The organism is Granulicella sp. L46, assembly GCF_009765785.1.
In the GTDB taxonomy this organism is placed as follows: Bacteria; Acidobacteriota; Terriglobia; order Terriglobales; family Acidobacteriaceae; genus Granulicella.
Genome location: NZ_LMUT01000012.1, coordinates 1433325 through 1453937 on the forward strand (window position 1 = coordinate 1433325; position 20613 = coordinate 1453937).

Consider the following 20613-nt stretch of genomic DNA (forward strand, 5'->3'; position numbering starts at 1 on the left):
CCTAAACCCCCTCAGCCTCGTATAACCCCAGTTACCATCGCCGTAGTTTGATCCTTATAACTCCATCCGTCCAACCCGAGAACATCATGGCCACGAAGCCGGCAACATCGACCTCAGAGAACAAAGCAACCAGGACGCCCGCAGCGTCCAAGGCCCCGCGCACCCTCGCCGGTAACGCACAACACGCCACAGACGCCGCCCGCAAATCCACGCTCGCCCTCTATGAGAGCGCGCTCAAGCTCATGCAGGCCGGCAAGTATGAGAAGGCCCACGAGGCCTTCGCCAAAATGCTCGAGTCCGCACCGCAAGACCTCGCCGACCGCATTCGCATGTACATCTCCGCTTGCGTCGCCCAGATCCACAAGGGCACCACGGACTTCCAGACTCACGAAGAGCGCTACGATTACGCCATCTCCCTGCTCAATCAGGGCAACTACGAAGACGCCCGCCAGCACCTCAAGGAAATCCTCCTCAAAGAGAAGTCTGCCGACTACGCCTTCTACGGCCTAGCCCTGCTCGCCTCGCTCACCGGCGACCACGACACCTGCATCGAGCACCTCACCGAAGCCATCCGCCTCAACGGCCAGAACCGCCTCCAGGCCCGCCTTGACTCGGACTTCGATGGCGTCGCCGAAGACCCCCGCTTCACCGAGCTCCTCTACCCCGAAGTCTGACCCTGCGTTGACTCCTTCCTCCAAAACACCACTAACTCGCCGGCCTTCTTCCCGTCCGACTAAACTAGTGAGCGGACGATGAGTACATCACGCCAGCTTCGAGTCGTAGCCATCGGTGGCGGAACAGGCCTCTCCACGCTCCTTCGCGGACTCAAGGCCTTTGTCGCCACACCCGCCGGCGCGTCCCCACTCGCCGACCCTGCGCTCCAAAACCTCCCCGCCCTCATCCGCGAGCTCTCCGCCATCGTCACCGTCACCGACGACGGTGGCTCCTCGGGCCGCCTCCGCGAAGACCTCCACATGCTTCCCCCCGGCGACATCCGCAACTGCCTCGTCGCCCTCTCCCAGGACGAGCACCTCCTCTCGCAGCTCTTCCAGTACCGCTTCGCCAACGGAGACCTCGAAGGCCACAGCTTCGGCAACCTCTTCCTCGCCGCCCTCACAGGCATCACGGGAGACTTCGCCCAGGCCGTCCAGGTCAGCTCGCAAATCCTCGCCACCCGCGGCCGCATCTACCCCTGCACCACCGCCAACGCCACCATCTCCGCGCGCATGGACGACGGAACCACGGTCCACGGCGAAACCAGCATCACCGCCTCCGAGCGCTCCATCACCGAGCTCATGCTCTCCCCCGCCGACGCCTCCCCGCTCCCCGAGGCCCTCGAAGCCATCGCCGCCGCCGACCTCATCACCCTCGGTCCCGGCTCTCTCTACACCTCGCTCATCACCAACCTCCTCGTCCGCGAGATCCCCGAAGCCATCGGCCGCTCCAGCGCCACCCGCGTCTACATCTGCAACCTAATGACGCAGGCCAACGAGTCGCTCGGCCTCTCCGCCTCACAGCACATCGAAAAAATCCTCGACCACGCCGGCACGCAGATCTTCGACTACGCCCTCATCAACACAGCCCCCATCGGCACCCAGACTCTGGCCCGCTACGCCAGCGAAGGCCAGACCCCCATCCTCGCCGACCTCGAACGCATCCGCTCCCTCGGCGTCGAGCCCATCACCGGCAACTTCGTCCACGAAGGCGAAGTCCTACGCCACAGCTACGACGTCCTGGCAGAAACAATCCTCCAGCTAGCCCTCACCAACGCCCCCGCCGCCCTCTCCTCATAGCTTGCCGTTGGCTTTGTCTTTCTTTGACAATTTCTAAAAGAAATTGCCTTTCCGAGCGCAGCAAGGAACCTGCTTCTCGCGCAAAGCGCGCCCGTTCTTCGTACCACCCAAAATCTGTCATCCTGAGCGAAGCAGCTCGCACAAGCGAGCTACGCAGCCGAAGGACCCCGAAACCCCTCGCATCACCCAGAGCGCCGGCACCTTTTCAACCACTGCCCCCCACTCCACACGCAACGTAAAATCGACCCAAATGCCCAAGTCCGCCGCCTCACCCCTCACCACCGCCGGCCGCATCTTCTACGCCCTCGCCATCCTCGGCTTCGGCGTCCAGTACGCCCTCTACGGACATCTCCGCCGCGGCCTCCCCCTCTGCCCCATCTGGCTGCACCCCGACACCATCCTCGCCTACGCGCTCGCCGCCCTCTGCATCGCCGCCGGCCTCGCTCTCCTCACCACCTGGAGAACCACAACCGTCAGCCTCATCCTCGGCCTCCTGTTCCTCGGCACCGCCGCCCTCTACCTCATGCACTTCAACTACGTCGCCTACGACGGCGACGGCCGCACCCTCTTCCTCGAGTGCCTCTGCCTCGCCTCCACCGCGCTCATCCTCCACGGCCTCTCCTCTGGAAGTAAGTACTCGCTCATGCCTGGCCGCCTCTTCTTCGCCATTGCCATGATCATCTTCGGCATCCAGCACTTCCTCTACGTCCGTTATCTCTCCACCCTCGTCCCGCGCTACCTACCCGGCCATCACCTCTGGGTACTCGGAACCGGCCTTGCCCTCATCGCCGCCGGCCTCTCCATCGCCACCACCATCGAAGACAAGTACGCCTCCTACGGCCTCTTCATCCTCTTCTTCGGATGGTTAGTCATTCTCCACCTCCCCCGCATCCTCCACGCCCTCCACAACGGCGACGAGTGGTCCAGCGGCTTCGTAGTCCTCGCCTTCAGCGGAACCTCCCTCGTCCTCGCCGCCTCCTCTGGGGGCATCACCGCCGCCAAGCCGTCGAAATCAGCGCCGAGAAAAGAGCGCCCTTGGCGGCCATAACCCGGCACCCATAACCCGGCGACAATCGGGTACCCCAAGGCTTCAGCCTTGGGTCTCATAGTTGCTGCGTGAAAGAAGGGGCTTTAGCCCCGCAGGTATGCATTACGCTTACCTCATGCGAACCCGCACTCTCGAAGGCGCCCACGTCCGCGTCCAACCTCTCACCCTAGCCCTCATCCTCTTCGCCACCACCCTCGCTCACGCGCAGCAATCCCCCTGGCAAGGCGAATGGGGCGCCTTCACCGACACCTCCGCCGCCAACGGCCAGCGCCTCACCATCTCCGATTGCACCGCCACCACCTGCACCTTCTCCGTCTCCGCCCGCGTACCCGGTGGCAACTGCGGCACCGCCAGCAAAGCAACCTTCACCATCGCCTCCCCTACCGAAGCCACCGCCAACCTCCCCGGCGAATCCGCGACGCAGACCTGCAAGCTCCAACTTCACCGCGATCCCAAAAGCATCACCGTCACCGCCGTCGGCAAAACCTGCACCTCCTACTACTGCACCAGCCCCGCCATCACCCTCTCGCACACCTACCCGCAGCGCTCCACCACGCTCTACACCGGCCCACACGCCGACGCATGCCTAAGCAACGCCTCGCCCGCCACCGTCGCCACCTGCACCGACGCCGCGCTAGCCAAGCTCGAACAGCAGTGGCAAGACCTCTACGCCGACTTCCCCCTAACCCCCAACCCCAATCCCAACGAGAACGGTTACAGCCACGCCGTCGCCGTCGACGCCGCCATCCTGAAGCACTGCGACACCGCATCCAATCCCTCCACCTGCCTCCACGATCGCTTCACTGCCGACATCGCCCTCATGAACACCAGGCAGACCGACCACATCGCCGCCTACACCGAGCGCGGCGATCCCGCCACCGCCGCTACGCTCGCACAAAAGATCGCCGGCAAGTACCGCCACACCTTCGCCAACGGCGACGTTCAGGGCGACCACTACCGCTCCACCGACACCCTCACCCTAACCCCCGTCGGCAGCGCCTCCATCCACTTCGATGCTCACCTCGAGTTCTACAACGGCCACACCTGCGACCTCTCCGGCGGCGCCCTCTATCGCAAAAACGGCAGCTTCGTTTACGACGACAAGCCCACCACCTCGGACTCCACCGATCCGGTCTGCCACCTCGGCATCAAGCCCACCTCCACCGGCATCACCTTCGAGGACTACACCGGCGGCTGCAAGATGACCTCCTGCGGCGAACGCGGCGGCTGGAACGGCGCCTCCTTCACCTTCGCCCAACGCATCCCCGCCAAGCCCCCCACCAAGTAATCTCCGAAGCAAACACTGGATATCGGTGGTTGGCGACGAACAGGTACCCCAAGCCTTTAGGCTTGGGCATGCGTCCTAAGGAAGCAGGGGCTTTAGCCCCGGACGTATGCAGTACGCTAACCTCATGCAAGTCCCCACGCTCGAAGGCGCCCACGTCCGCCTCGAACCCCTCACCCTTGCGCACCTCCCCGCTCTCGAAGCTGTAGCCTTCGACCCTTCCATCTGGCGCTACATGCTCAGCATCCTCCGCACTCCCGAGGACCTCCGCGCCTGGGCCACCTTCGCCCTCTCCACTCCCAACATGTTCACCTGGGTCACCATAAAAAAATCCCACGACCACACCCCCGACCAGCTAGTCGGTTCCACGCGCTTCATCGATCTCGACCTCACCCATCGCAGCACCGAAATAGGCCACACCTGGCTAGCCGCGCCCGCGCGCGGAACCCTCATCAACGCCGAAGCCAAGCTCCTCCAACTCACCTACGCCTTCGAAACCCTCAACCTCAACCGCGTAGCTCTCAAGACCCACCACGAAAACCTGCAATCCCAAAACGCCATGAAGTCCATCGGCGCCATCTACGAAGGCACCTTCCGCAACCACTACCTCATGCCCGACGGCACCCTCCGCCACAGCATCTGGTTCAGCATCACCCGCGAAGACTGGCCCACCACCAAAGCCCACCTCCAATCCCGCCTCGCCGCCCGTTCGAATGTTTGATTTCATCGCAGTTGCATTTGCCTGTTTTCGCCGTCATCCTGAGCCAAGTGAAGGATCCCCGCATTTTGTTCGGAGACCCCATAACGCTACGCGCCGAGCGATACCGCACCACGCTAAACCCCAATCGCCACCAGCCCCGACTCCTCCGCCACGGTCCGCTTCAACTGCCCGCAAGCCGCATAAATATCCCTCCCCCGCGGCCGCCGAATATACGTAGCGATCCCACCCTCAATCAGCATCCCCTGAAACACCGCGACATCCTCCGGCGTCGGCTGGTGATACGCGATCCCCGGCCCCGGATTCCACACAATCAGATTCACCTTCGCCCGCATCCCCCCAAGCAGCGCCAGCACCTCGCGCGCATGCACCGGCTGATCATTCACCCCACCCAGCAGCACATACTCAATCGTCACCCACTCCCGCGTTCGCAGAGGGATCTTCTGCACCGCTTCCAACAGCGCCGCAATATTCCACTTGCGCGTAATCGGCATAATCTCTTCCCGCACCCCATCGTTGCTCGCGTTCAACGACAGCGCTAGCTTCGGCCGCACCGTCTCCTTCGCAAACGCCTCAATCCCCGGCAAAATCCCGCTCGTCGAAACCGTCATCCGCGACTCCGGAATCCCAATCCCTTCGACCAACAGCCGCACGCTCTTCATAAACTCGTCATAGTTCAGAAACGGCTCCCCCATCCCCATAAACACCAGGTTGATCCGATCCTTCCCAATCTGAATCCCATGCCGATTCAGCACGGCCGCTACCTGCCCCGCAATCTCTCCCGCCGTAAGATTCCGCCGAATACCTAACTTCGCCGTCAAACAAAACTGGCAATTCACCGCACAACCAACCTGACTCGAAATACAAATCGTAGCCCGCCGAAACCCCTTCTCCGCCAGCGTCCCAAAGTTCGCCCGATCTCGCCCATTCCCCCGCCGCGACCAGTACCCACCATCTCCAACAATGACGTCGTTGCCGTTGCTTTTCTTGCTGTCATTCCCCTCGGGAATCTGCTGCTCTCCCGCAACCGCCTCCTCCGCCGTCTCCACCTCCCCAGCCTCTTCCGCCGCAGCCTCGCTCCCATCCCCGCGTTCCCCACCATCCCCATCCGGCATCCAAACCGTCTCCACGGTCTCGCCATCCACCATCCGCATCAAGTACCGTTCCGTCCCATCCACCGACACCGCCGTCTGCGCCATCACCGGCAACCCGACTCGCCATCCCGCCGCAGCCAGTTCTTCCCGTAGCACAGTCGGAAGCGTAGTCACCTCATCCAGCGACACCACGCGCTGCTTATACAACGCATCCCAAACCTGCCGCGCGCGATAAGGCTTCTGCCCGAGCCCCGCCATCAGCTCCGTCAGCTCCCCCAACCCCATCCCAAAAAGCGTTCTCACACTTCCAGTCTATGCGATCGCCAGTGTCGCGACATGCCGGTCGGCCTCAGCCACCCCGTCCGCCACGCCCGCATCCACATACAGCGCCCGAGCCTCGCTCCAGTGTTGCTTAGCGACCATCGTCGCGCCCGTCGCCGCCTCAGCCATCGCGGCTACACGCAACGCGTTGGCCATCTCCAGCGCCGTTGGTGGAGAGCTCCTGTAGTACTCCACCACCGCTTCAGCATTCCGCAACCCCGCCGCCGCATCACCGGCCCGCATGGCCAGCTCAGCCGCGTGTCGCAGAGCGTGCGCCCAGCGTCCCGACTCATGTTCTGCCCGGAAGGATTCAGCCGCTTCCACATACAGCGCCGTCGCATCTACCAGCCGACCTTGGCGCCGCGCCGCCTTTGCTTCGATCACGCAGTCATCACCGCTCATGCGCAACAATCTACGCCCATCTCCCGCCGTTGAAAACCCCCGCACCCAAATCGTCCTCCGAACATCGTTTGCAGCGCCGTCATCTCCTCGCCAACGCACCACCCGCATCTCCACCCTCACGCCCACCGCTCCTACAATGGACCCATGGCTTCGCGCAAAACCTTCTTCACCACCGACCCCGCTCTCGCGCCCATCCTCGACGAGCTCCGTCCCCTCGAACCCATCTTCCACACCCCCGACTTCGGCCTAGAGCCCGCCGACTTCGAGCGCCGCACCGCACCCGACTACTGGGAAGTAGGAGCCTCCGGCCGCCGCTACGGCCGCGATTTCATCCTCCAGGCCCTCGCCGATTCCCCACCCGTCAACGCCACCACCGCCCGCTGGCGCGCCTCCGGCCACGCCCTCCGCCAACTCTCCCCCGACACCTACCTCCTCACCTACTCCCTCCGCCAATCCGACCGCCTAACCCGCCGCTCCACCCTCTGGCAACGCACCCTCGCAGGCTGGCAAATCCTCTACCACCAAGGCACCATCGTCTCCGCCAACGAAGACGACCTCGCCCCCTCCTGAATCCCCAATCTCCATCCCGCGGGTGACACCAGACGCTCCCCTCCGTCTGACTCTCAGCACCTCACCCAGGCATGACACCTCTCCGATCCACCCTCGCCGCGCTCTCCCTGATCCTCTGCACCCTCCTGGCCGGCTGCGGCCCCAACTCATTCATCTCTTTAGGTGCCATTAGCGCCAACTGGTACTTCTACGGCGATTACACTCCCAGCCCCGGCTCTCCCTTCAACAGCGGCAATCTCCCCTTCGGAGGTTCCCTCGTTAGAACGGGCAATCAAGTCTCGGGCGTCCTCCACATCAACCACCCCTGCTTCGGCAACAACGCCACCGACATCCCCTATACCGGCACGCTCATCAACAACCACCTCAGCTTCACCTCCTCTTCCGTCGCCGGACAAACTCTCACCCTCCAGGGCACCCTCTCGCAGAACGATACCGTCCTCAGCACGGCTTCCTTCCAGATCAACGGCGGCTGCGCTGTCTCCGTCTATAGCCCCGAGCTCACCTACACCGTCAACTCCTGGCTCAACCAGAAAGGCGAGAGCATCCCAAGTCTCACCGGCCCCTGGACCACCTACCTCAACACCGCTGGCCCATCCCTCACTGAACACCTCACGCAATCCCCCACCGCCGACCAGCACGGCGACTTCGCCCTCACCGGCAACGTCACCGTCGCTGGCTCCCCGTGCTTTACTTCCGGCACACTCCAGCCCGCCAGCTTCATTAGCGGCTATCTGGGCCAACAGGTCATCCTCATGAACGACGGTTCAACTCTTACAGCCACCGTGGAGGCGGGCCCCAACTCCAACCTCGGGCCAGCCCTTTCCCTCGATCCCGGCACCATCACCGGCGGCAACTGCAATGGCCCGATCGACCTCAGCCTCCAATCTGCCAGCAACCCATGAAACAATAGCCTTAATGCCAGTCTCCGTACCCCTCACCGAAAACTCCACCCTCTCCGCCTCAGCCCCGCACCTCCGCGACATCCGCACGACCACGCTCCCCAACGGCCTCCTAGTCCTCACCGAGCGCATGCCCCACCTCCGCTCCGTCGCGATGGGAGTATGGATCGACTGCGGCTCCCGCGACGAAACCCTCGCCGTCAACGGCATCTCCCACTTCATCGAGCACATGGTCTTCAAGGGCACCACCACCCGCTCCGCCCAGCAGTTCGCCCGCGAAGTCGACGCCATCGGCGGCAACCTCGACGCCTTCACCGGCAAAGAAACCGTCTGCTTCAACATCAAGGTCCTCGACGAAAATATCCCCGCCGCCCTCGACCTCCTCACCGACCTCGTCCTCCACCCCACCTTCTCCCCCGAAGACATCGCCAAGGAACAAGGCGTCATCCTCGAAGAAATAAAAATGGACGAAGACAATCCCGACTACCTCGTCCACGAGCTCTTCACCCAAAATTTCTGGCCCAACGATGCCCTCGGCCGCCCCATCCTCGGCACCGCCAAATCCGTCTCCTCCTTCAATCAGCAAATCGTCCTCGACGAATACGCCCACCGCTTCACCCCCGCCAACATGGTCTTCTCCGCCGCCGGCAATCTCGACCACGACGATTTCGTAGAACAAGTAGCCGCCGCCTTCACCTCGCTCTCTGCGACCTCCAGCGAGAAAATCGCCCGCCCCAACCCACCGCAGACCAAGCCCCACATCACGCTCAAGAAGAAAAAGTCCCTCGAGCAAGTCCAGTTCTGCCTCGCAGTCCCCGCACCGCCCGTAGCCTCACCCGACCGCTACACCGCCTACCTACTCAACAGCATCCTCGGCGGCGGCATGTCCTCGCGCCTCTTCCAATCCATCCGCGAAGAGCGCGGCCTCGCCTACAGCATCTACGCCGAGCTAAATCCCTTCCGCGACACCGGCTCACTAGCCATCTACGCCGGCTGCTCTGCCGACAACACGCGCGAAGTCCTCACCCTCACCCTCGCCGAACTAACCCGCCTCAAGCACGAGCCCGTCACCGACGAAGAACTACACCGCGCCAAGTCCCAGATCAAGGGCAACATGGTCCTCGGCCTCGAAACCTCCGGCTCCCGCATGTCGTCGCTAGCCCGCCAGCAAATGTATTGGGGCCGCTTCTTCTCGCTCGACGAAATCACCACCGAGATCGACCGCGTCACCGTCGCCGACATCCAGCGCCTGGCCAACGACCTCTTCCACCCCGAGTCCCTCGCCCTCACCCTCCTGGGCAACCTCGGCCCCCTCAAACTAACCCGCGCGGACCTCGCCTGCTAACTGCATCGAGCAGGCCTTCAGCGACCTCGGAAACCTACGATTTTCTTATTGCAAGCACCGCCCGAAAAGCGGTAGCGTTGCTCTACCCGAAAATCCGTTGGAATGCTGAACGCTGAGGTGTTTGCATGCCCGAACAGGACTTCAAAGCCACTCCACGCCAGGCCAAATTCCACTACGGAAATGTAGCCGCCCCAACCACACCGGAATCTCCTCAGGACCCGCTTGAGAAAAAGGCTTTTGGGTACGTCCATCTCGCGCCTTCGGCCTCTCCATCCGATCCGGAGTCATCGCCTCTTCCGGTCGCGTTGCTGGTCTGTCACGGCATGGGCCAGCAAGTTCGCTTCGAAACCATCGGCCAGGTCGCAGCCAGTCTGCTCAAACATGCTAAAGCCCAGGGTTGCAAGGAAGTCGATACGGGCGTGCAGTTATCGCTCGAGAACGATAGCTTTCTTGCCCGCGCTGAATTGAGCTGGACGGACCCTGAAGACAAGCAACATTGCATCCATATTTATGAGGCCTACTGGGCTCCCATCACAGAGGGACAGGTCACCTACTGGGAGACCGTCAAGTTCCTCTTCTCCGCCGCCTGGATGGGCATCAAGTCTTCGCGGTTTTTCAAACCCTGCAACTTTCAACGGTTTCTCTTTGGCGATCTTCACAAACTCACTATCTTTGCTGGCACCCGCGCCGCGCTCCTGTTGGTTGCAACCGTGCTCGCCGCGCAGGCACTTGCCATCGCGCTCGTTCTCGCCAAACTCGCAGACCAGCTCAAGCAGTTGGAAACCTCGCACTTCGCCATCAAGCAGATCCTGGAGATCCTGCTCCCCGGCATCCATGTACTGCGCTCTACCTCTTCCACGCCCGAGCAGAAAGCGTTGGTCGTACTCGCGCTCATCGGCTGGTACCTGCTGGTCGCGGAGATACTCTTCGTCCGATCGTTCCTCATCGAATATGCGGGCGACGTGGCAGCCTATATCTCGCCCTACAAGGACTCCAAGTTCGAGGACATCCGCACCAAAATTCAGGCCGTCGGCTTGAACGTGGCCAGGGTCATTTACGGCTTCGACAACATCACCCCGGTGCCGGACTACGAGCGCGTCATCATCGCGGGCCACTCGCTCGGCTCGGTGCTCGCGTATGACACACTGAACGCGATTATCAACCTAGACCTCACCTCGGCTAACCCCGGATCAAGAAACGTTGTTGCCCGCACCACCAAGCTGATTACCTTCGGATCCCCCCTCGACAAGACCGCCTTCCTCTTCCGCAACCAGTCCAACCACGTCAAGGATCCACTCCGCGAACAGATGGCAAGCTCCATTCAGCCCCTGATTCTCGACTACCCATCCTTTCGTAGACCGAATCTCTGGACCAACCTGTGGTCGCCGCTCGACATCATCTCGGGCAGCCTCGAGTATTACGACCTGCCAGCCATGCAGCAAACCCAAAGCCCGTTGGCCGTGCAGAATCTAAAAGACCCTGCCTGCACCATCCCTTTTGCGGCGCACGTTCAGTATTGGACCGGCGACTTGTTAGCCAGCACGCTTTACAAAGCGGTCAAATAAAGGCGCTCTCTCCACAACTTCCCGGAAAACTCCATCCCAGCCACGCTCCCCCTCCATCCCCGCAAACGTCTATACTCTGAAACTGGAAATCTGAGCGCACCTTTCGCTCTTCCGAGGAGTCCATGAACACCCAAACCCGCACGCGCGAATCCGGCTTCACTCTCGTCGAACTGCTCATCGTCATGTCCGTCATCCTGATCCTCATGACCCTCGCCATCCCGGCCATGCAGTCCGTCATCCGCCGTGGCAACGAGACCTCCGCCATCGCCTCCCTGCGCGATCTCAACACCCAGGAAGGCCAGTATGCCTCCACCTACCCGCAGCACGGCTTCGCCTGCTCGCTCACCGCGCTCGGCGGCAAACAGGGCTCCGCGCCACCGGGCGCTGAAGCCGCTCAGCTCATCCCCGACGACCTCGCCAGCGGCACCAAGGCCGGCTACACCTTCACCATCAGCGGCTGCAGCAAGTCCACCATCAATAACGTCGACCAGTACAACAGCTACCTGATCACCGCAGTTCCCAACTCCGTCGGACACTCCGGCAATCGCGGCTTCTGCACCGACGAGAACGCACAGATCCGCTACGACCCCAAGGGCGGCACCAACTGCACCGAGCTCCTGCAGTAGCTCGTCTCTCCTGACACACCGAAGGCCGCCTGCCAAGGCGGCCTTCGCGCTTTAGAGCCTCTCCACTCCCTACCCCTCATTCGTCATCTCGACCGAAGCATCACGTATTTGTTTTTGTGATGCGAAGTGGAGAGATCCCTGCATTGGTCGTTGCTCTTGCTTTTCTTTGTGTCGTTATCTCCGGGAATCTGTTCACCTACCCAACCTTTTTCGCAGCCTTAGCCTTAGCCTTCGCAGGCTTAGCCCCATTCACCGCCGCCGCCTCGCGCACCAGCGCCTTGAACGCCGCCGCATCCACCGTCTCCCCTTCACCAATATCCAGCGCCCGCCGCACCTTTCCCTCCAAACTGGAGTTGAACAACCCCTTCGGATCCTTCAACGAAGCACCCTTCGCAAACGTAAGCTTCACCGCCTTCTTATACGTCTCGCCTGTACAAAGAATCCCATCGTGCGACCACACCGGAATCCCCCACTTCCACTCCTCAACAACATCCTTATCCGCTTCCTTGATCAGCGTGCGCATGCGCGCGAGCGTCTTCCCCCGCCAGTCCCCAAGCTCCTCAATCCGATTCGAAATCAGCTCCGCCGCCGTCTGCCCCTCACCCAGAACCGTCCTCTTCATAGTCTCCTCCAGACCCAGAGCCCGCGCTACTCCTTTCGCTTCGGCTCCGCCTCTTTCGCCATCAGCACCACCAGCTCCTGGTTGCTCGCCGCACCGCCCGGATTGTGCGTGATCATCTTCACGCGATAGCCCTTCGCGGCAGCATCCGTAAGCCGCGTCTCATGCTCAAAATCACCATTTCCAGAAACAAACTTGTACTGTGGATCGGGCAAAAACTCAGAACTCATCGTCGATTGTTCCTTTCCAGAACATCTTCATGAGACGGTCCATCGCCCCCCCGGGTTGGCACCCTCAGCCTCCAAGCTCCGTCACAAATCCCGTAATCGCCTCGGCAGCGACCTTCGCCTCGCACTGCAAGAGCAAATGCGGAGACTCAATCATCTCCGTCCGTCCCGGCTTCACTGCCCGCATCTCTCCCAGGCACCCCGGATCCACCAGCTTGTCCTTAGTCGGCTGCAGATACAGCACCGGCACCTTCACCTGCGCCAGCTCCGCCCGCACATCCACGTTCAGAACCTCGCGCACCCGCGCTCCCAGCACCTTCGGCGTCACCCACGAAACCGCACCCGTCACCAGCTCCACCAGCGCCTGCGGCGCCTCCTGGCCAACCAGCAGATACCGCGCCAAAAACCCAGGCATCGACACACGAGCCAGCAGCGGAGCCAGGTCCCACAGCAGCGTTCTCCGCCAGCCCCGCAGCGGGCTCGTCACGTACCCCGCACTCAGCACAATCCCCTTCAGATTCGGCGGCTCCAGCGACGCAATCAACACCGCCAGCGGCGCCCCATACGACTCCGCCACCAGCACAAACGGCTCATCCACAGGAATCGCTCCCCGCAACGTTCCCGCCAGTTCCCCATAGTTCATGTAGCGGTCAGCCGGATACCACAACGTCTCCGTCTCCAGCTCCTCCGGCAAGACTGTCACCAGTCCCCGAAACAGCTCACCGCTTCCGTCCATACCTGGCAGTAATACAAGTTTCTTCAAGGTCTTATTCATACATTTTTCTAATTACTTATTCGTACCCAGACATGTCATCCTACGACACCAGCCCCCCACCAAGACAGCCCCAACCGAACCATTCCCGAGAATCCCAATAAACATCCCATAGCGATCCCACATCGAACGTGCGAACACCCAAGTTGCCGATAACACCTTATTGCGCACCAGGACTCAACGGTCGGCCTAGCCGGAACCAGATAGCTTCTGGATCGCCGACGACTCGCCCGCAATCGCACTACTCCGAGTCTTTACGGCGTGGCCTCTGTTTTTTCGAGATGGATCGAATGACCAGTTTGCCTCTGCCGCTCTCAGGCAACGGCGCTTCAGCCTGTTGGATGGCGGCGGCGATCAGTTCCTCAACCTCAGGACGACTCAGCGTCGCCGCCGATTCGATCCTGATAAAGCGGTTTTGGCTGCCGCTGCCAAGAAGCAATTTATGCGGATCCGGTAGCGTGGCTCCGTGATAGAACGACAGCCCAACTCCGTTCGCGCCTGCGGCAATCGAGAGGATGCAATCGGACGGCCGCTCGGTCGAGCAGTATCCAATTACGAAGAAGTTGTAATTGTCGTAAACCAGCTCATTGGCTGTGGACAGGCGCTTGCGCAATACTTTTCGCACCGAGCGAATCAACGCTGCGTTCTTCGAGTCAAACTTCTCAATAAAGCCCGCAAGTTGCCGCTCGCCTGTCGCATCGGCTTGCAAAGCTATTCGTTTGCTGGTCTTCATGGCTAGTGCGTCCGCCTCTAGCGCCATGTTCAACGGTGAGTATAACGCCTTGTGATCGCCTTTTCTCGATGTCCAGCTCAGGCGCATCACGGCCAATCCGTAACCGCCCGTGAAGGTGCCCGGGAAGTCGCGTTTTCGGCAACTCCAGTTCCTCCTGCAACCAACCCTTCCCAACGTCTCCCTTGCTCCCATCCACCCACTCTTTACATCTTCCTCACCTCCACAATGCTCTAATATCTCCAGCGAGTCCCGCGCCCCACACCGCCGCTCGCTCACAGGAGAGCAAGTTCAAAATCCCATGACCGACCGCATCGTTCCGCTCAGCTCCCGCCCCGCCTGGAAAGCCCTTCAGCAGCGCGCCGAATCCATCCGCCCCCAACAGCTCCGCGAGCTCTTCAAGTCGGATCCCACCCGCGGCACCCGCTTCAACGCTGAAGCCTGCGGCCTCTTCCTCGACTACTCCAAGAACCGCATCACCGACGAAACCCTCAAGCTCCTCATCGACCTCGCCAAGCAATCCGGCCTCCGCGAACACACCGAAGCCATGTTCACAGGCCAGAAAATCAACACCACCGAAAACCGCGCCGTCCTCCACGTCGCCCTCCGCGCTCCCAAATCCGAATCCATCAAAGTCGATGGCGAAGACGTAGTCCCCGAAGTCCACAAAGTCCTCGACAAGATGTCTGCCTTCGCCGACAAGATCCGCTCCGGCGCCTGGCTCGGCTACACCGACAAGCCCATCAAGAACATCATCAACATCGGCATTGGCGGCTCCGACCTCGGCCCCGTCATGGCCTACGAGGCCCTCCGCCACTACTCCCAACGCGACCTCACCTTCCGCTTCGTCTCCAACGTCGACGGCACCGACTTCGCGGAAGCCACCCGCGATCTCGACCCCGAAGAGACCCTCTTCCTCGTCGCCTCCAAAACCTTCACCACGCTCGAGACCATGACCAACGCCCACTCCGCCCGCACGTGGACGCTCGCCAAGCTCAAGCAAACCGAGGCCATCGCGAAACACTTCGTCGCCCTTTCCACCAACACCGAACTCGTCTCCAAATTCGGAATCGACACCGACAACATGTTCGGCTTCTGGGACTGGGTCGGCGGCCGCTACTCAATGGACTCCGCCATCGGCCTCAGCACCATGATCGCCATCGGCCCCAACAACTTCCGCGCCATGCTCGAAGGCTTCCACGCGATGGACGTCCACTTCCGCACAACTCCCCTCGAGCAAAATCTCCCCGCCCTCCTAGGCCTCCTCACAGTCTGGTACACCGACTTCTTCGACGCCCAGACTGTCGCCATTCTCCCCTACGAGCAATACCTCAAGCGCTTCCCCGCCTACCTCCAGCAGCTAACCATGGAGTCCAACGGCAAGCACGTCACCCTCGACGGCACTCCCGTAGAAACCCAGACCGGCCCCATCTACTGGGGCGAGCCCGGCACCAACGGCCAACACAGCTTCTATCAACTCATACACCAGGGCACCCGACTCATCCCCGCCGACTTTATCGGCTTCTACAAGGCCCTCAACCCGCTCGGCCGCCATCACGACATGCTCATGGCCAACGTCTTCGCCCAGGCTGAAGCCCTCGCCTTCGGCAAAACCGCCGAAGAAGTCCGCGCCGAAGGCGTTCCCGAACCCCTCGTCCCCCACAAAGTCTTCGAAGGCAATCGCCCCTCCAACACCCTCCTCGCCGAGAAGCTAACCCCCCACACCCTCGGATCCCTCATCGCCCTCTACGAGCACTCCGTCTTCACGCAGGGCGTCATCTGGTCCATCGACTCCTTCGACCAATGGGGCGTCGAGCTAGGCAAAGTCCTCGCCACCAAGATCCTCGGCGAACTCGAATCCCCCACCGAACCCAAGCTCGACCACGACACCTCCACCACCAACCTCATCAACCTCTACCGCAGTCATAAATAGCCAAGCTCCGCCAATATCCACGCGCCATAACTCAACCCAGGTCCCGCTTCTGGGACCTGGGAGGTCCAGCCACGACCGCGAGCCAAATTCCGCATCGGCGATAACCGCACGGAAAATGAAGATATTCGCGCGGAATCTGCACCACGTGCGCCAAGTCCTTGCGCTTGCTTCAAATGTGCGTTTACCGTAAATCGAGCGCGGCAATCGCCCGACGCTCTTGCTCAACTGTACCGACCTGAGGAGGCCACCTTGTCACCATCTGCCACACTTTCCGCCCCTGCCCCACCTAAAGCCAAAGCCCTCCCAGGTGTTGCCCTCGACGCCTACACCGGCGATCCCAACTTCATGGCCTCCCTCGCCCGCGGTCTCGTCGTCATCGAAGCCTTCACCCCCCAGACCCCGCAGATGACCATCTCGCAACTCTCTCTGCGCACGGGCCTCTCCCGCGCCGCCGTCCGCCGCTGCCTCTACACCCTCAGCAAGCTAGGCTTTGCCGGTGCAGACGAATCGCAGCGCTACTCCCTCCGCCCCAAAATGCTCTCGCTGGCCAACACCTACACCGCCTCCAGCACCCTAGCCAACGCTGCCCAACCCATCCTCGAGCGCATGTCGAACACCTACCACGAGAGCTTTTCCGTGGCCACACTCGACGGCGAGCAGATCGTCTACATTGCGCGCACCAGCGTCACGCGCGTCATGTCGGTCGACCTTCACATCGGCTCCCGCCTACCCGCCTTCTGCACCAGCATGGGCCGCGTCCTCCTGGCCTACTTACCGCAAGACCAGCTAGAGTCCTTCCTCTCCCGCGTGATCCTGACCCAGTACACGCCTCGCACCATCAACTCCATCGACAAGCTCCGGCTCGCCCTCCGCAACGTCCGCCGCAACGGCTACGCCCTCGTCGATCAGGAGTACGAAATCGGCCTCCGCTCCATCGCCGTCCCGGTCTATGCCGGCAACGGACGAGTAGTCGCGGTCGTCAACCTAAGCGGCCACGCCCCCCGCATCCCCATGCTAGAAATGCAAACCCGTTTCCTCCCACCCCTCCGAGCCGCCGCCGCCGAACTAAGCGTCTTCCTCCGCTAACCCCACCGCGTCGCTGGCCTTTGCCGTTGTCGTTGTTTGTTTCCCGCGGTCATCCTGACCCTCGAGCGTAGCGAGCGGGAAGGACCCCCGTATTGGCTCTTGCTCCTGGCTTTGCCTTTCCCTTTTGCTTTTGCCTTTGCCTTTGCTTTTGCTTTTCTGGCTGTCATTCCGAGCGAAGCGAGCGAACCTGCTGTCTCCCGTTCTTTTGTCCCCGTACATCACTCGCGCCGTCCGCGCAAAACCTGTCAAGCCCCTGCAACCCTGGAATATCGCCAAAACACCTATGAACACTGGCGAATAATCTTTCCAAAACCTGGCATAGTTACCCCCACCCACTTGCTACACTAGTAGTAGAGATCAAACACGGAACACATCCGCTGCAACGGCCACAGCCGGTGCAGCTTTCACATTTAAGCCCTAACCCTAACAAAAAGAATATGATACGCGTAACCCGTTTAGAATCAACTGCTTGAAAGCACCCGTCCTGCGTCAACCCGATGATTCCAAACGAGTTCGCTAGCGAAAAGTGAAAGCAGGGGGAGGGGGGGTGGCAGGACTTAATCGTCGTCGTCATCCTTCTTCTTCGCGTGCTTCACCAACAGCGCAGCTGGTGGAGGCGCAGTCCCCATCGCATCCTGCCAAAGAATCAAATTCAGCTTGTACGTATCTGCCCGATCCGCATGGCTGAAGTCCATCTTCATCGACGCAGCCGCACCCGGAGCGCTCGGCTTGTTCGCGGTATAAATCAGCCCATTCTCCCGGTTGGTCTGGTCAGCCGTAAACGCAGCCTGATCTCCCGGCCCCGTAAATAGCGTCGAGATCAGCGACGCAAACGCATCGTTGTTATTCATAGGGGGCACACCCAGCAGCGTCTCCATCGTCCGCAACACGCTCACCGTCGAGTAGAACCGGCTGTCCACAACCGCCGCCTTCCCCGCCGCGGCGTGCGGAGCATACTTGCTCACCACGATCGCCAGCGACCGGTGCGCATCCACATGGTCCGCACCATTCTGCGCGTCGTCTTCCAGGATGAAAAACGCGGTGTCATTCCAATAAGGTGAGCGAGAGATAGCCTCGACCGCTCGACCAATCGCCAAATCGTTATCGGCCACGGAAGCCTTCGGCGAAGGCGACCCTGGCCGTGTCCCGGCCGTGTGATCATTCGGCAGCCGCAGTTGAATGAAGTTCGGCATTGTGTCATGCCCCGCCGCGCGATCCTTCTCCCAAACCGCCAGATGCCGCAGGAAAATATTCACGCGAATCTGGTCCGGCACCATCAACTCAAAGTCCGGCGACTCCGGCGCAAAGTGCCCCACCAGCTCCGGCTTCGTCGCCACGTTATAAGCTAGCTTTGGAATCGCCCAAGGCCAAAGATTTTTCCCACCGCCCCACTCCGCCGGAATCTCCTCGCCGGGCAGAATCGACGGTCTAGCGCAACTCACTTCGCTCCCCGACATCGCTCCTTCTTGCGGATTCGGCTGCGGATTCAGCGGCGTTTTCTTCTGTGCCTTGTCCCCGCAGAACACCGACGAGATGTATTCCGCAAAGTGATAGATCGTCTTGCCATGCGCCACCATGTCCGTCCAGATATACCCACTCTGTGGCTCGTTGACATCGGGAATATGCTGCAGCAGCGGATACCCATCCGCGACCATTCCCTCGTAGTCATATGTCCGCTGCCCACTACGATAGTTCTGCTGCCACGTGTCTTCGAGATAGTCCGTCCCAATGGCAGCATTCGACCAAACGTGCCCATCGCCCGAAACTTCGGCCGAGTCATAGAAGTTATCCAGCACCCCAAACTGCAACGCCAGCGCATGCTGATTCGGCGTAACGGCCGCTCCATACATCGTTAGCGACGGATCGCCATTGCCAACCTGCTTGCCATCCTTGCTCAGATCGCCAAGCACCTGGTCGTACGTCCGGTTCTCCTTGATGATGTAGATCACGTGCTTGATCGGGCTCGTCCCACCGCTCGCAAACGCAATCGTCTCCGTCGCCGCCTTCATCCGGTTCGACTCCAGCACCGTCTCAGTCGAAGCCTTCAGCCCCGCCTCCATCGCGCTCTCATCCACCGCGGCGAGCGACCCATACAGCAGCGTCGCAATATACGTAGACGATCCGCCTTTGCGCCCAGCACCATCCGCGGTCATGCGCTGAGCAAAATTATTCGGCCCCGCTCCCTTGCCCTTATCTGCAGTCACATACAGCTTGCCGTCAGTAGAAGTCAGCGCCAGCGGCATATATTCCGTCGGAACAAACCCCAGCGGTTCCACAAACCCCTTAGCCTTCGCCACACCGCGCAGCCGCCGAGGATCAAGCACCGCCACCGCATCCGATCCAAGGTTCGCAACGTACAACCGCGTCCGCTCCGCATTCATCGCCAGCGAGACCGGCTCCGCGCCAAAGTAGCTCTGCCCCGGTAACCTCGTATCGAAGTACCCGCGCACAGCAAGCTCCGGCGCTTCTGCCCTCCCAATCGACACGGCCGCAACCGCATCGCGATTCGATAGCGTCACATACATCATTCCCGCGCGCTCATCCAGCAGCAGCGCGCAAGGATGCGTTCCCGGCGCAATCGCCGACTTCGGCTTCAGCAGCGCCACCTTGCGCACCACCTTGCCGCTTCCAAGGTCCAACTCCACGACCTCACTCGCATTCCACAGCGCCACAAACGCGCGTCTCCCATCCTTCGTCACGGCCAGCGCAATCGGATACGTCGACGGCACATCCTCACTCTCGCTCAAGTCAAACGTCCGCTCAATCTCTCCCGTATCCACATCCATCAGCGCCACCGAATCGGACAGGTTCTCCGCCACCAGCAACCTCTGCTTCTCTCCAGGCACCACCGCAATCGCGGCCGGATACGGAATCCCCATCGTCCCGCCATCGGTACCCGCATAGTCGGTATGGTGTCCATCCGCCAGCTTCACCATCGGCAGCTTCAGGAACCCTCGCGGCGTCAGCACTCCATCCGCGAATCCATACACCACCACTCCATTCCCCATCTCCTTCGCACCATCCCCAACCGGCGCGCTCGACGAAGCCATGCTCGCATACACCTTCATCCCATCCGCACTGAACGCCAGCCCTGAGAAGAACGTCTGCGCCGCATTCTGCCCCACACGCGCATCCGGAAAGTCCTTCACCGCTCCGGTATGCGTATTCATCACCGCCAGCGACTGCGCATACCCCGATTCAAACGTCCCATACCCAGCGTTCAGACTCACCACCCATCGCCCATCCGGCGACACCGCCAGCGACATCGGCAAGCTGTTCAACCGTTGTGCGCCTCCCGGAACCGGCAGCAGCAATTGCTTACTCGACGGCAAATCCACCGCCGACTGCGCCCCCGCCGCGACGCCCAACCCCAGCAGCATCAGCGCCCCGAAGCACGTAACCCGCCATCCTGCCGAGCATCTGTGTGCGCGTGCTTCACCCGCCATTAACCTCGCAATTACCCGTGAAACCCCATCAGTCGCGCCCGCCTTCGCCATTACAAATGTGTTACACACGCCGATTCGCCCTCCTAGTATCGTCAGCAATAGGACTTGTATTACACCGTACTCCCAAGGATCGA

The 20613-nt window shown here is 61.3% G+C and carries 19 protein-coding genes; 12 read left to right on the forward strand and 7 right to left on the reverse strand.

What is annotated here, in order from left to right:
- Positions 1-86: 86 nt before the first annotated feature.
- From GSQ80_RS15370 to GSQ80_RS15390, 5 genes are all read left to right on the forward strand, one after another.
- Complete coding sequence (locus GSQ80_RS15370) at positions 87-674, forward strand: lipopolysaccharide assembly protein LapB (RefSeq protein ID WP_158788439.1); 588 nt, start codon at positions 87-89, stop codon at positions 672-674.
- Between the two features lie 78 nt (positions 675-752).
- Positions 753-1793 carry a gluconeogenesis factor YvcK family protein gene (gene yvcK, locus GSQ80_RS15375; RefSeq protein WP_158788440.1) on the forward strand — a complete coding sequence of 347 codons (1041 nt, stop codon included), beginning with the start codon at positions 753-755 and terminating at the stop codon, positions 1791-1793.
- 250 nt (positions 1794-2043) lie between these two features.
- Positions 2044-2841, forward strand: coding sequence for a hypothetical protein (locus tag GSQ80_RS15380; protein ID WP_158788441.1), 798 nt, complete (start codon positions 2044-2046; stop codon positions 2839-2841).
- Between the two features lie 115 nt (positions 2842-2956).
- Positions 2957-4129 (forward strand): hypothetical protein, encoded by a 1173-nt coding sequence (locus GSQ80_RS15385; RefSeq protein ID WP_158788442.1) that lies wholly within the window; start codon positions 2957-2959, stop codon positions 4127-4129.
- A gap of 106 nt (positions 4130-4235) precedes the next feature.
- Complete coding sequence (locus GSQ80_RS15390; protein ID WP_158788443.1) at positions 4236-4847, forward strand: GNAT family N-acetyltransferase; 612 nt, start codon at positions 4236-4238, stop codon at positions 4845-4847.
- Positions 4848-4960: 113 nt separating this feature from the next.
- On the opposite strand, the gene rlmN is transcribed toward GSQ80_RS15390, so the two are convergent.
- Complete coding sequence (gene rlmN, locus GSQ80_RS15395) at positions 4961-6241, reverse strand: 23S rRNA (adenine(2503)-C(2))-methyltransferase RlmN (RefSeq protein WP_254059669.1); 1281 nt, start codon at positions 6239-6241, stop codon at positions 4961-4963.
- Between the two features lie 9 nt (positions 6242-6250).
- Positions 6251-6661, reverse strand: a complete 411-nt coding sequence (locus GSQ80_RS15400; protein WP_158788444.1) for a hypothetical protein — start codon at positions 6659-6661, stop codon at positions 6251-6253.
- 144 nt (positions 6662-6805) lie between these two features.
- On the opposite strand from GSQ80_RS15400, the gene GSQ80_RS15405 reads away from it, so the two are divergent.
- The 5 genes from GSQ80_RS15405 to GSQ80_RS15425 all read left to right on the forward strand — a co-directional run bounded on the left by GSQ80_RS15405 (position 6806) and on the right by GSQ80_RS15425 (position 11666).
- On the forward strand, positions 6806-7231 hold the full coding sequence (locus tag GSQ80_RS15405) for a DUF4440 domain-containing protein (protein ID WP_158788445.1): 426 nt from the start codon (positions 6806-6808) through the stop codon (positions 7229-7231).
- A 71-nt stretch (positions 7232-7302) separates the two neighbouring features.
- Positions 7303-8133 (forward strand): hypothetical protein, encoded by an 831-nt coding sequence (locus GSQ80_RS15410; protein ID WP_158788446.1) that lies wholly within the window; start codon positions 7303-7305, stop codon positions 8131-8133.
- Positions 8134-8146: 13 nt separating this feature from the next.
- Positions 8147-9475, forward strand: a complete 1329-nt coding sequence (locus tag GSQ80_RS15415; RefSeq protein WP_158788447.1) for a pitrilysin family protein — start codon at positions 8147-8149, stop codon at positions 9473-9475.
- 125 nt (positions 9476-9600) lie between these two features.
- Complete coding sequence (locus GSQ80_RS15420; RefSeq protein ID WP_158788448.1) at positions 9601-11040, forward strand: hypothetical protein; 1440 nt, start codon at positions 9601-9603, stop codon at positions 11038-11040.
- 122 nt (positions 11041-11162) lie between these two features.
- Complete coding sequence (locus GSQ80_RS15425) at positions 11163-11666, forward strand: type IV pilin protein (protein ID WP_158788449.1); 504 nt, start codon at positions 11163-11165, stop codon at positions 11664-11666.
- 196 nt (positions 11667-11862) lie between these two features.
- Here GSQ80_RS15425 and GSQ80_RS15430 read toward each other — a convergent pair whose 3' ends face one another.
- From GSQ80_RS15430 to GSQ80_RS15445, 4 genes are all read right to left on the reverse strand, one after another.
- Positions 11863-12288 carry a DUF1801 domain-containing protein gene (locus tag GSQ80_RS15430; protein WP_158788450.1) on the reverse strand — a complete coding sequence of 142 codons (426 nt, stop codon included), beginning with the start codon at positions 12286-12288 and terminating at the stop codon, positions 11863-11865.
- 26 nt (positions 12289-12314) lie between these two features.
- The gene (locus tag GSQ80_RS15435; protein ID WP_158788451.1) at positions 12315-12515 is read right to left on the reverse strand and encodes a hypothetical protein; all 201 of its coding nucleotides are present in this window, start codon (positions 12513-12515) and stop codon (positions 12315-12317) included.
- 64 nt (positions 12516-12579) lie between these two features.
- Entirely contained in the window at positions 12580-13287 is a 708-nt protein-coding gene (locus GSQ80_RS15440) for an alpha/beta fold hydrolase (protein ID WP_158788452.1), read from the reverse strand.
- 238 nt (positions 13288-13525) lie between these two features.
- The gene (locus tag GSQ80_RS15445) at positions 13526-14017 is read right to left on the reverse strand and encodes a DUF1801 domain-containing protein (RefSeq protein ID WP_158788453.1); all 492 of its coding nucleotides are present in this window, start codon (positions 14015-14017) and stop codon (positions 13526-13528) included.
- A 298-nt stretch (positions 14018-14315) separates the two neighbouring features.
- Here GSQ80_RS15445 and pgi point away from each other — a divergent pair, with 298 nt between their 5' ends.
- Both pgi and GSQ80_RS15455 read left to right on the forward strand, forming a co-directional pair.
- Complete coding sequence (gene pgi, locus GSQ80_RS15450) at positions 14316-15947, forward strand: glucose-6-phosphate isomerase (protein WP_158788454.1); 1632 nt, start codon at positions 14316-14318, stop codon at positions 15945-15947.
- A 249-nt stretch (positions 15948-16196) separates the two neighbouring features.
- Positions 16197-17033 (forward strand): IclR family transcriptional regulator C-terminal domain-containing protein, encoded by an 837-nt coding sequence (locus GSQ80_RS15455; RefSeq protein ID WP_254059670.1) that lies wholly within the window; start codon positions 16197-16199, stop codon positions 17031-17033.
- Between the two features lie 557 nt (positions 17034-17590).
- On the opposite strand, the gene GSQ80_RS15460 is transcribed toward GSQ80_RS15455, so the two are convergent.
- Positions 17591-20479, reverse strand: coding sequence for a phosphoesterase (locus tag GSQ80_RS15460; protein ID WP_254059671.1), 2889 nt, complete (start codon positions 20477-20479; stop codon positions 17591-17593).
- Positions 20480-20613 lie beyond the last annotated feature (134 nt).

Bases quoted from the DNA above. Each gene is read 5' to 3' on its own strand.
- GSQ80_RS15385 (WP_158788442.1), top strand. From the start codon at position 2,957: ATGCGAACCCGCACTCTCGAAGGCGCCCACGTCCGCGTCCAACCTCTC.
- yvcK (WP_158788440.1), top strand. From the start codon at position 753: ATGAGTACATCACGCCAGCTTCGAGTCGTAGCCATCGGTGGCGGAACA.
- GSQ80_RS15400 (WP_158788444.1), bottom strand. From the start codon at position 6,661: ATGAGCGGTGATGACTGCGTGATCGAAGCAAAGGCGGCGCGGCGCCAA.
- GSQ80_RS15390 (WP_158788443.1), top strand. From the start codon at position 4,236: ATGCAGTACGCTAACCTCATGCAAGTCCCCACGCTCGAAGGCGCCCAC.
- GSQ80_RS15430 (WP_158788450.1), bottom strand. From the start codon at position 12,288: ATGAAGAGGACGGTTCTGGGTGAGGGGCAGACGGCGGCGGAGCTGATT.
- GSQ80_RS15415 (WP_158788447.1), top strand. From the start codon at position 8,147: ATGCCAGTCTCCGTACCCCTCACCGAAAACTCCACCCTCTCCGCCTCA.
- GSQ80_RS15370 (WP_158788439.1), top strand. From the start codon at position 87: ATGGCCACGAAGCCGGCAACATCGACCTCAGAGAACAAAGCAACCAGG.
- GSQ80_RS15420 (WP_158788448.1), top strand. From the start codon at position 9,601: ATGCCCGAACAGGACTTCAAAGCCACTCCACGCCAGGCCAAATTCCAC.
- GSQ80_RS15440 (WP_158788452.1), bottom strand. From the start codon at position 13,287: ATGAATAAGACCTTGAAGAAACTTGTATTACTGCCAGGTATGGACGGA.
- GSQ80_RS15425 (WP_158788449.1), top strand. From the start codon at position 11,163: ATGAACACCCAAACCCGCACGCGCGAATCCGGCTTCACTCTCGTCGAA.
- pgi (WP_158788454.1), top strand. From the start codon at position 14,316: ATGACCGACCGCATCGTTCCGCTCAGCTCCCGCCCCGCCTGGAAAGCC.
- GSQ80_RS15405 (WP_158788445.1), top strand. From the start codon at position 6,806: ATGGCTTCGCGCAAAACCTTCTTCACCACCGACCCCGCTCTCGCGCCC.
- GSQ80_RS15445 (WP_158788453.1), bottom strand. From the start codon at position 14,017: ATGAAGACCAGCAAACGAATAGCTTTGCAAGCCGATGCGACAGGCGAG.
- GSQ80_RS15460 (WP_254059671.1), bottom strand. From the start codon at position 20,479: ATGGCGGGTGAAGCACGCGCACACAGATGCTCGGCAGGATGGCGGGTT.
- GSQ80_RS15435 (WP_158788451.1), bottom strand. From the start codon at position 12,515: ATGAGTTCTGAGTTTTTGCCCGATCCACAGTACAAGTTTGTTTCTGGA.
- GSQ80_RS15410 (WP_158788446.1), top strand. From the start codon at position 7,303: ATGACACCTCTCCGATCCACCCTCGCCGCGCTCTCCCTGATCCTCTGC.
- GSQ80_RS15380 (WP_158788441.1), top strand. From the start codon at position 2,044: ATGCCCAAGTCCGCCGCCTCACCCCTCACCACCGCCGGCCGCATCTTC.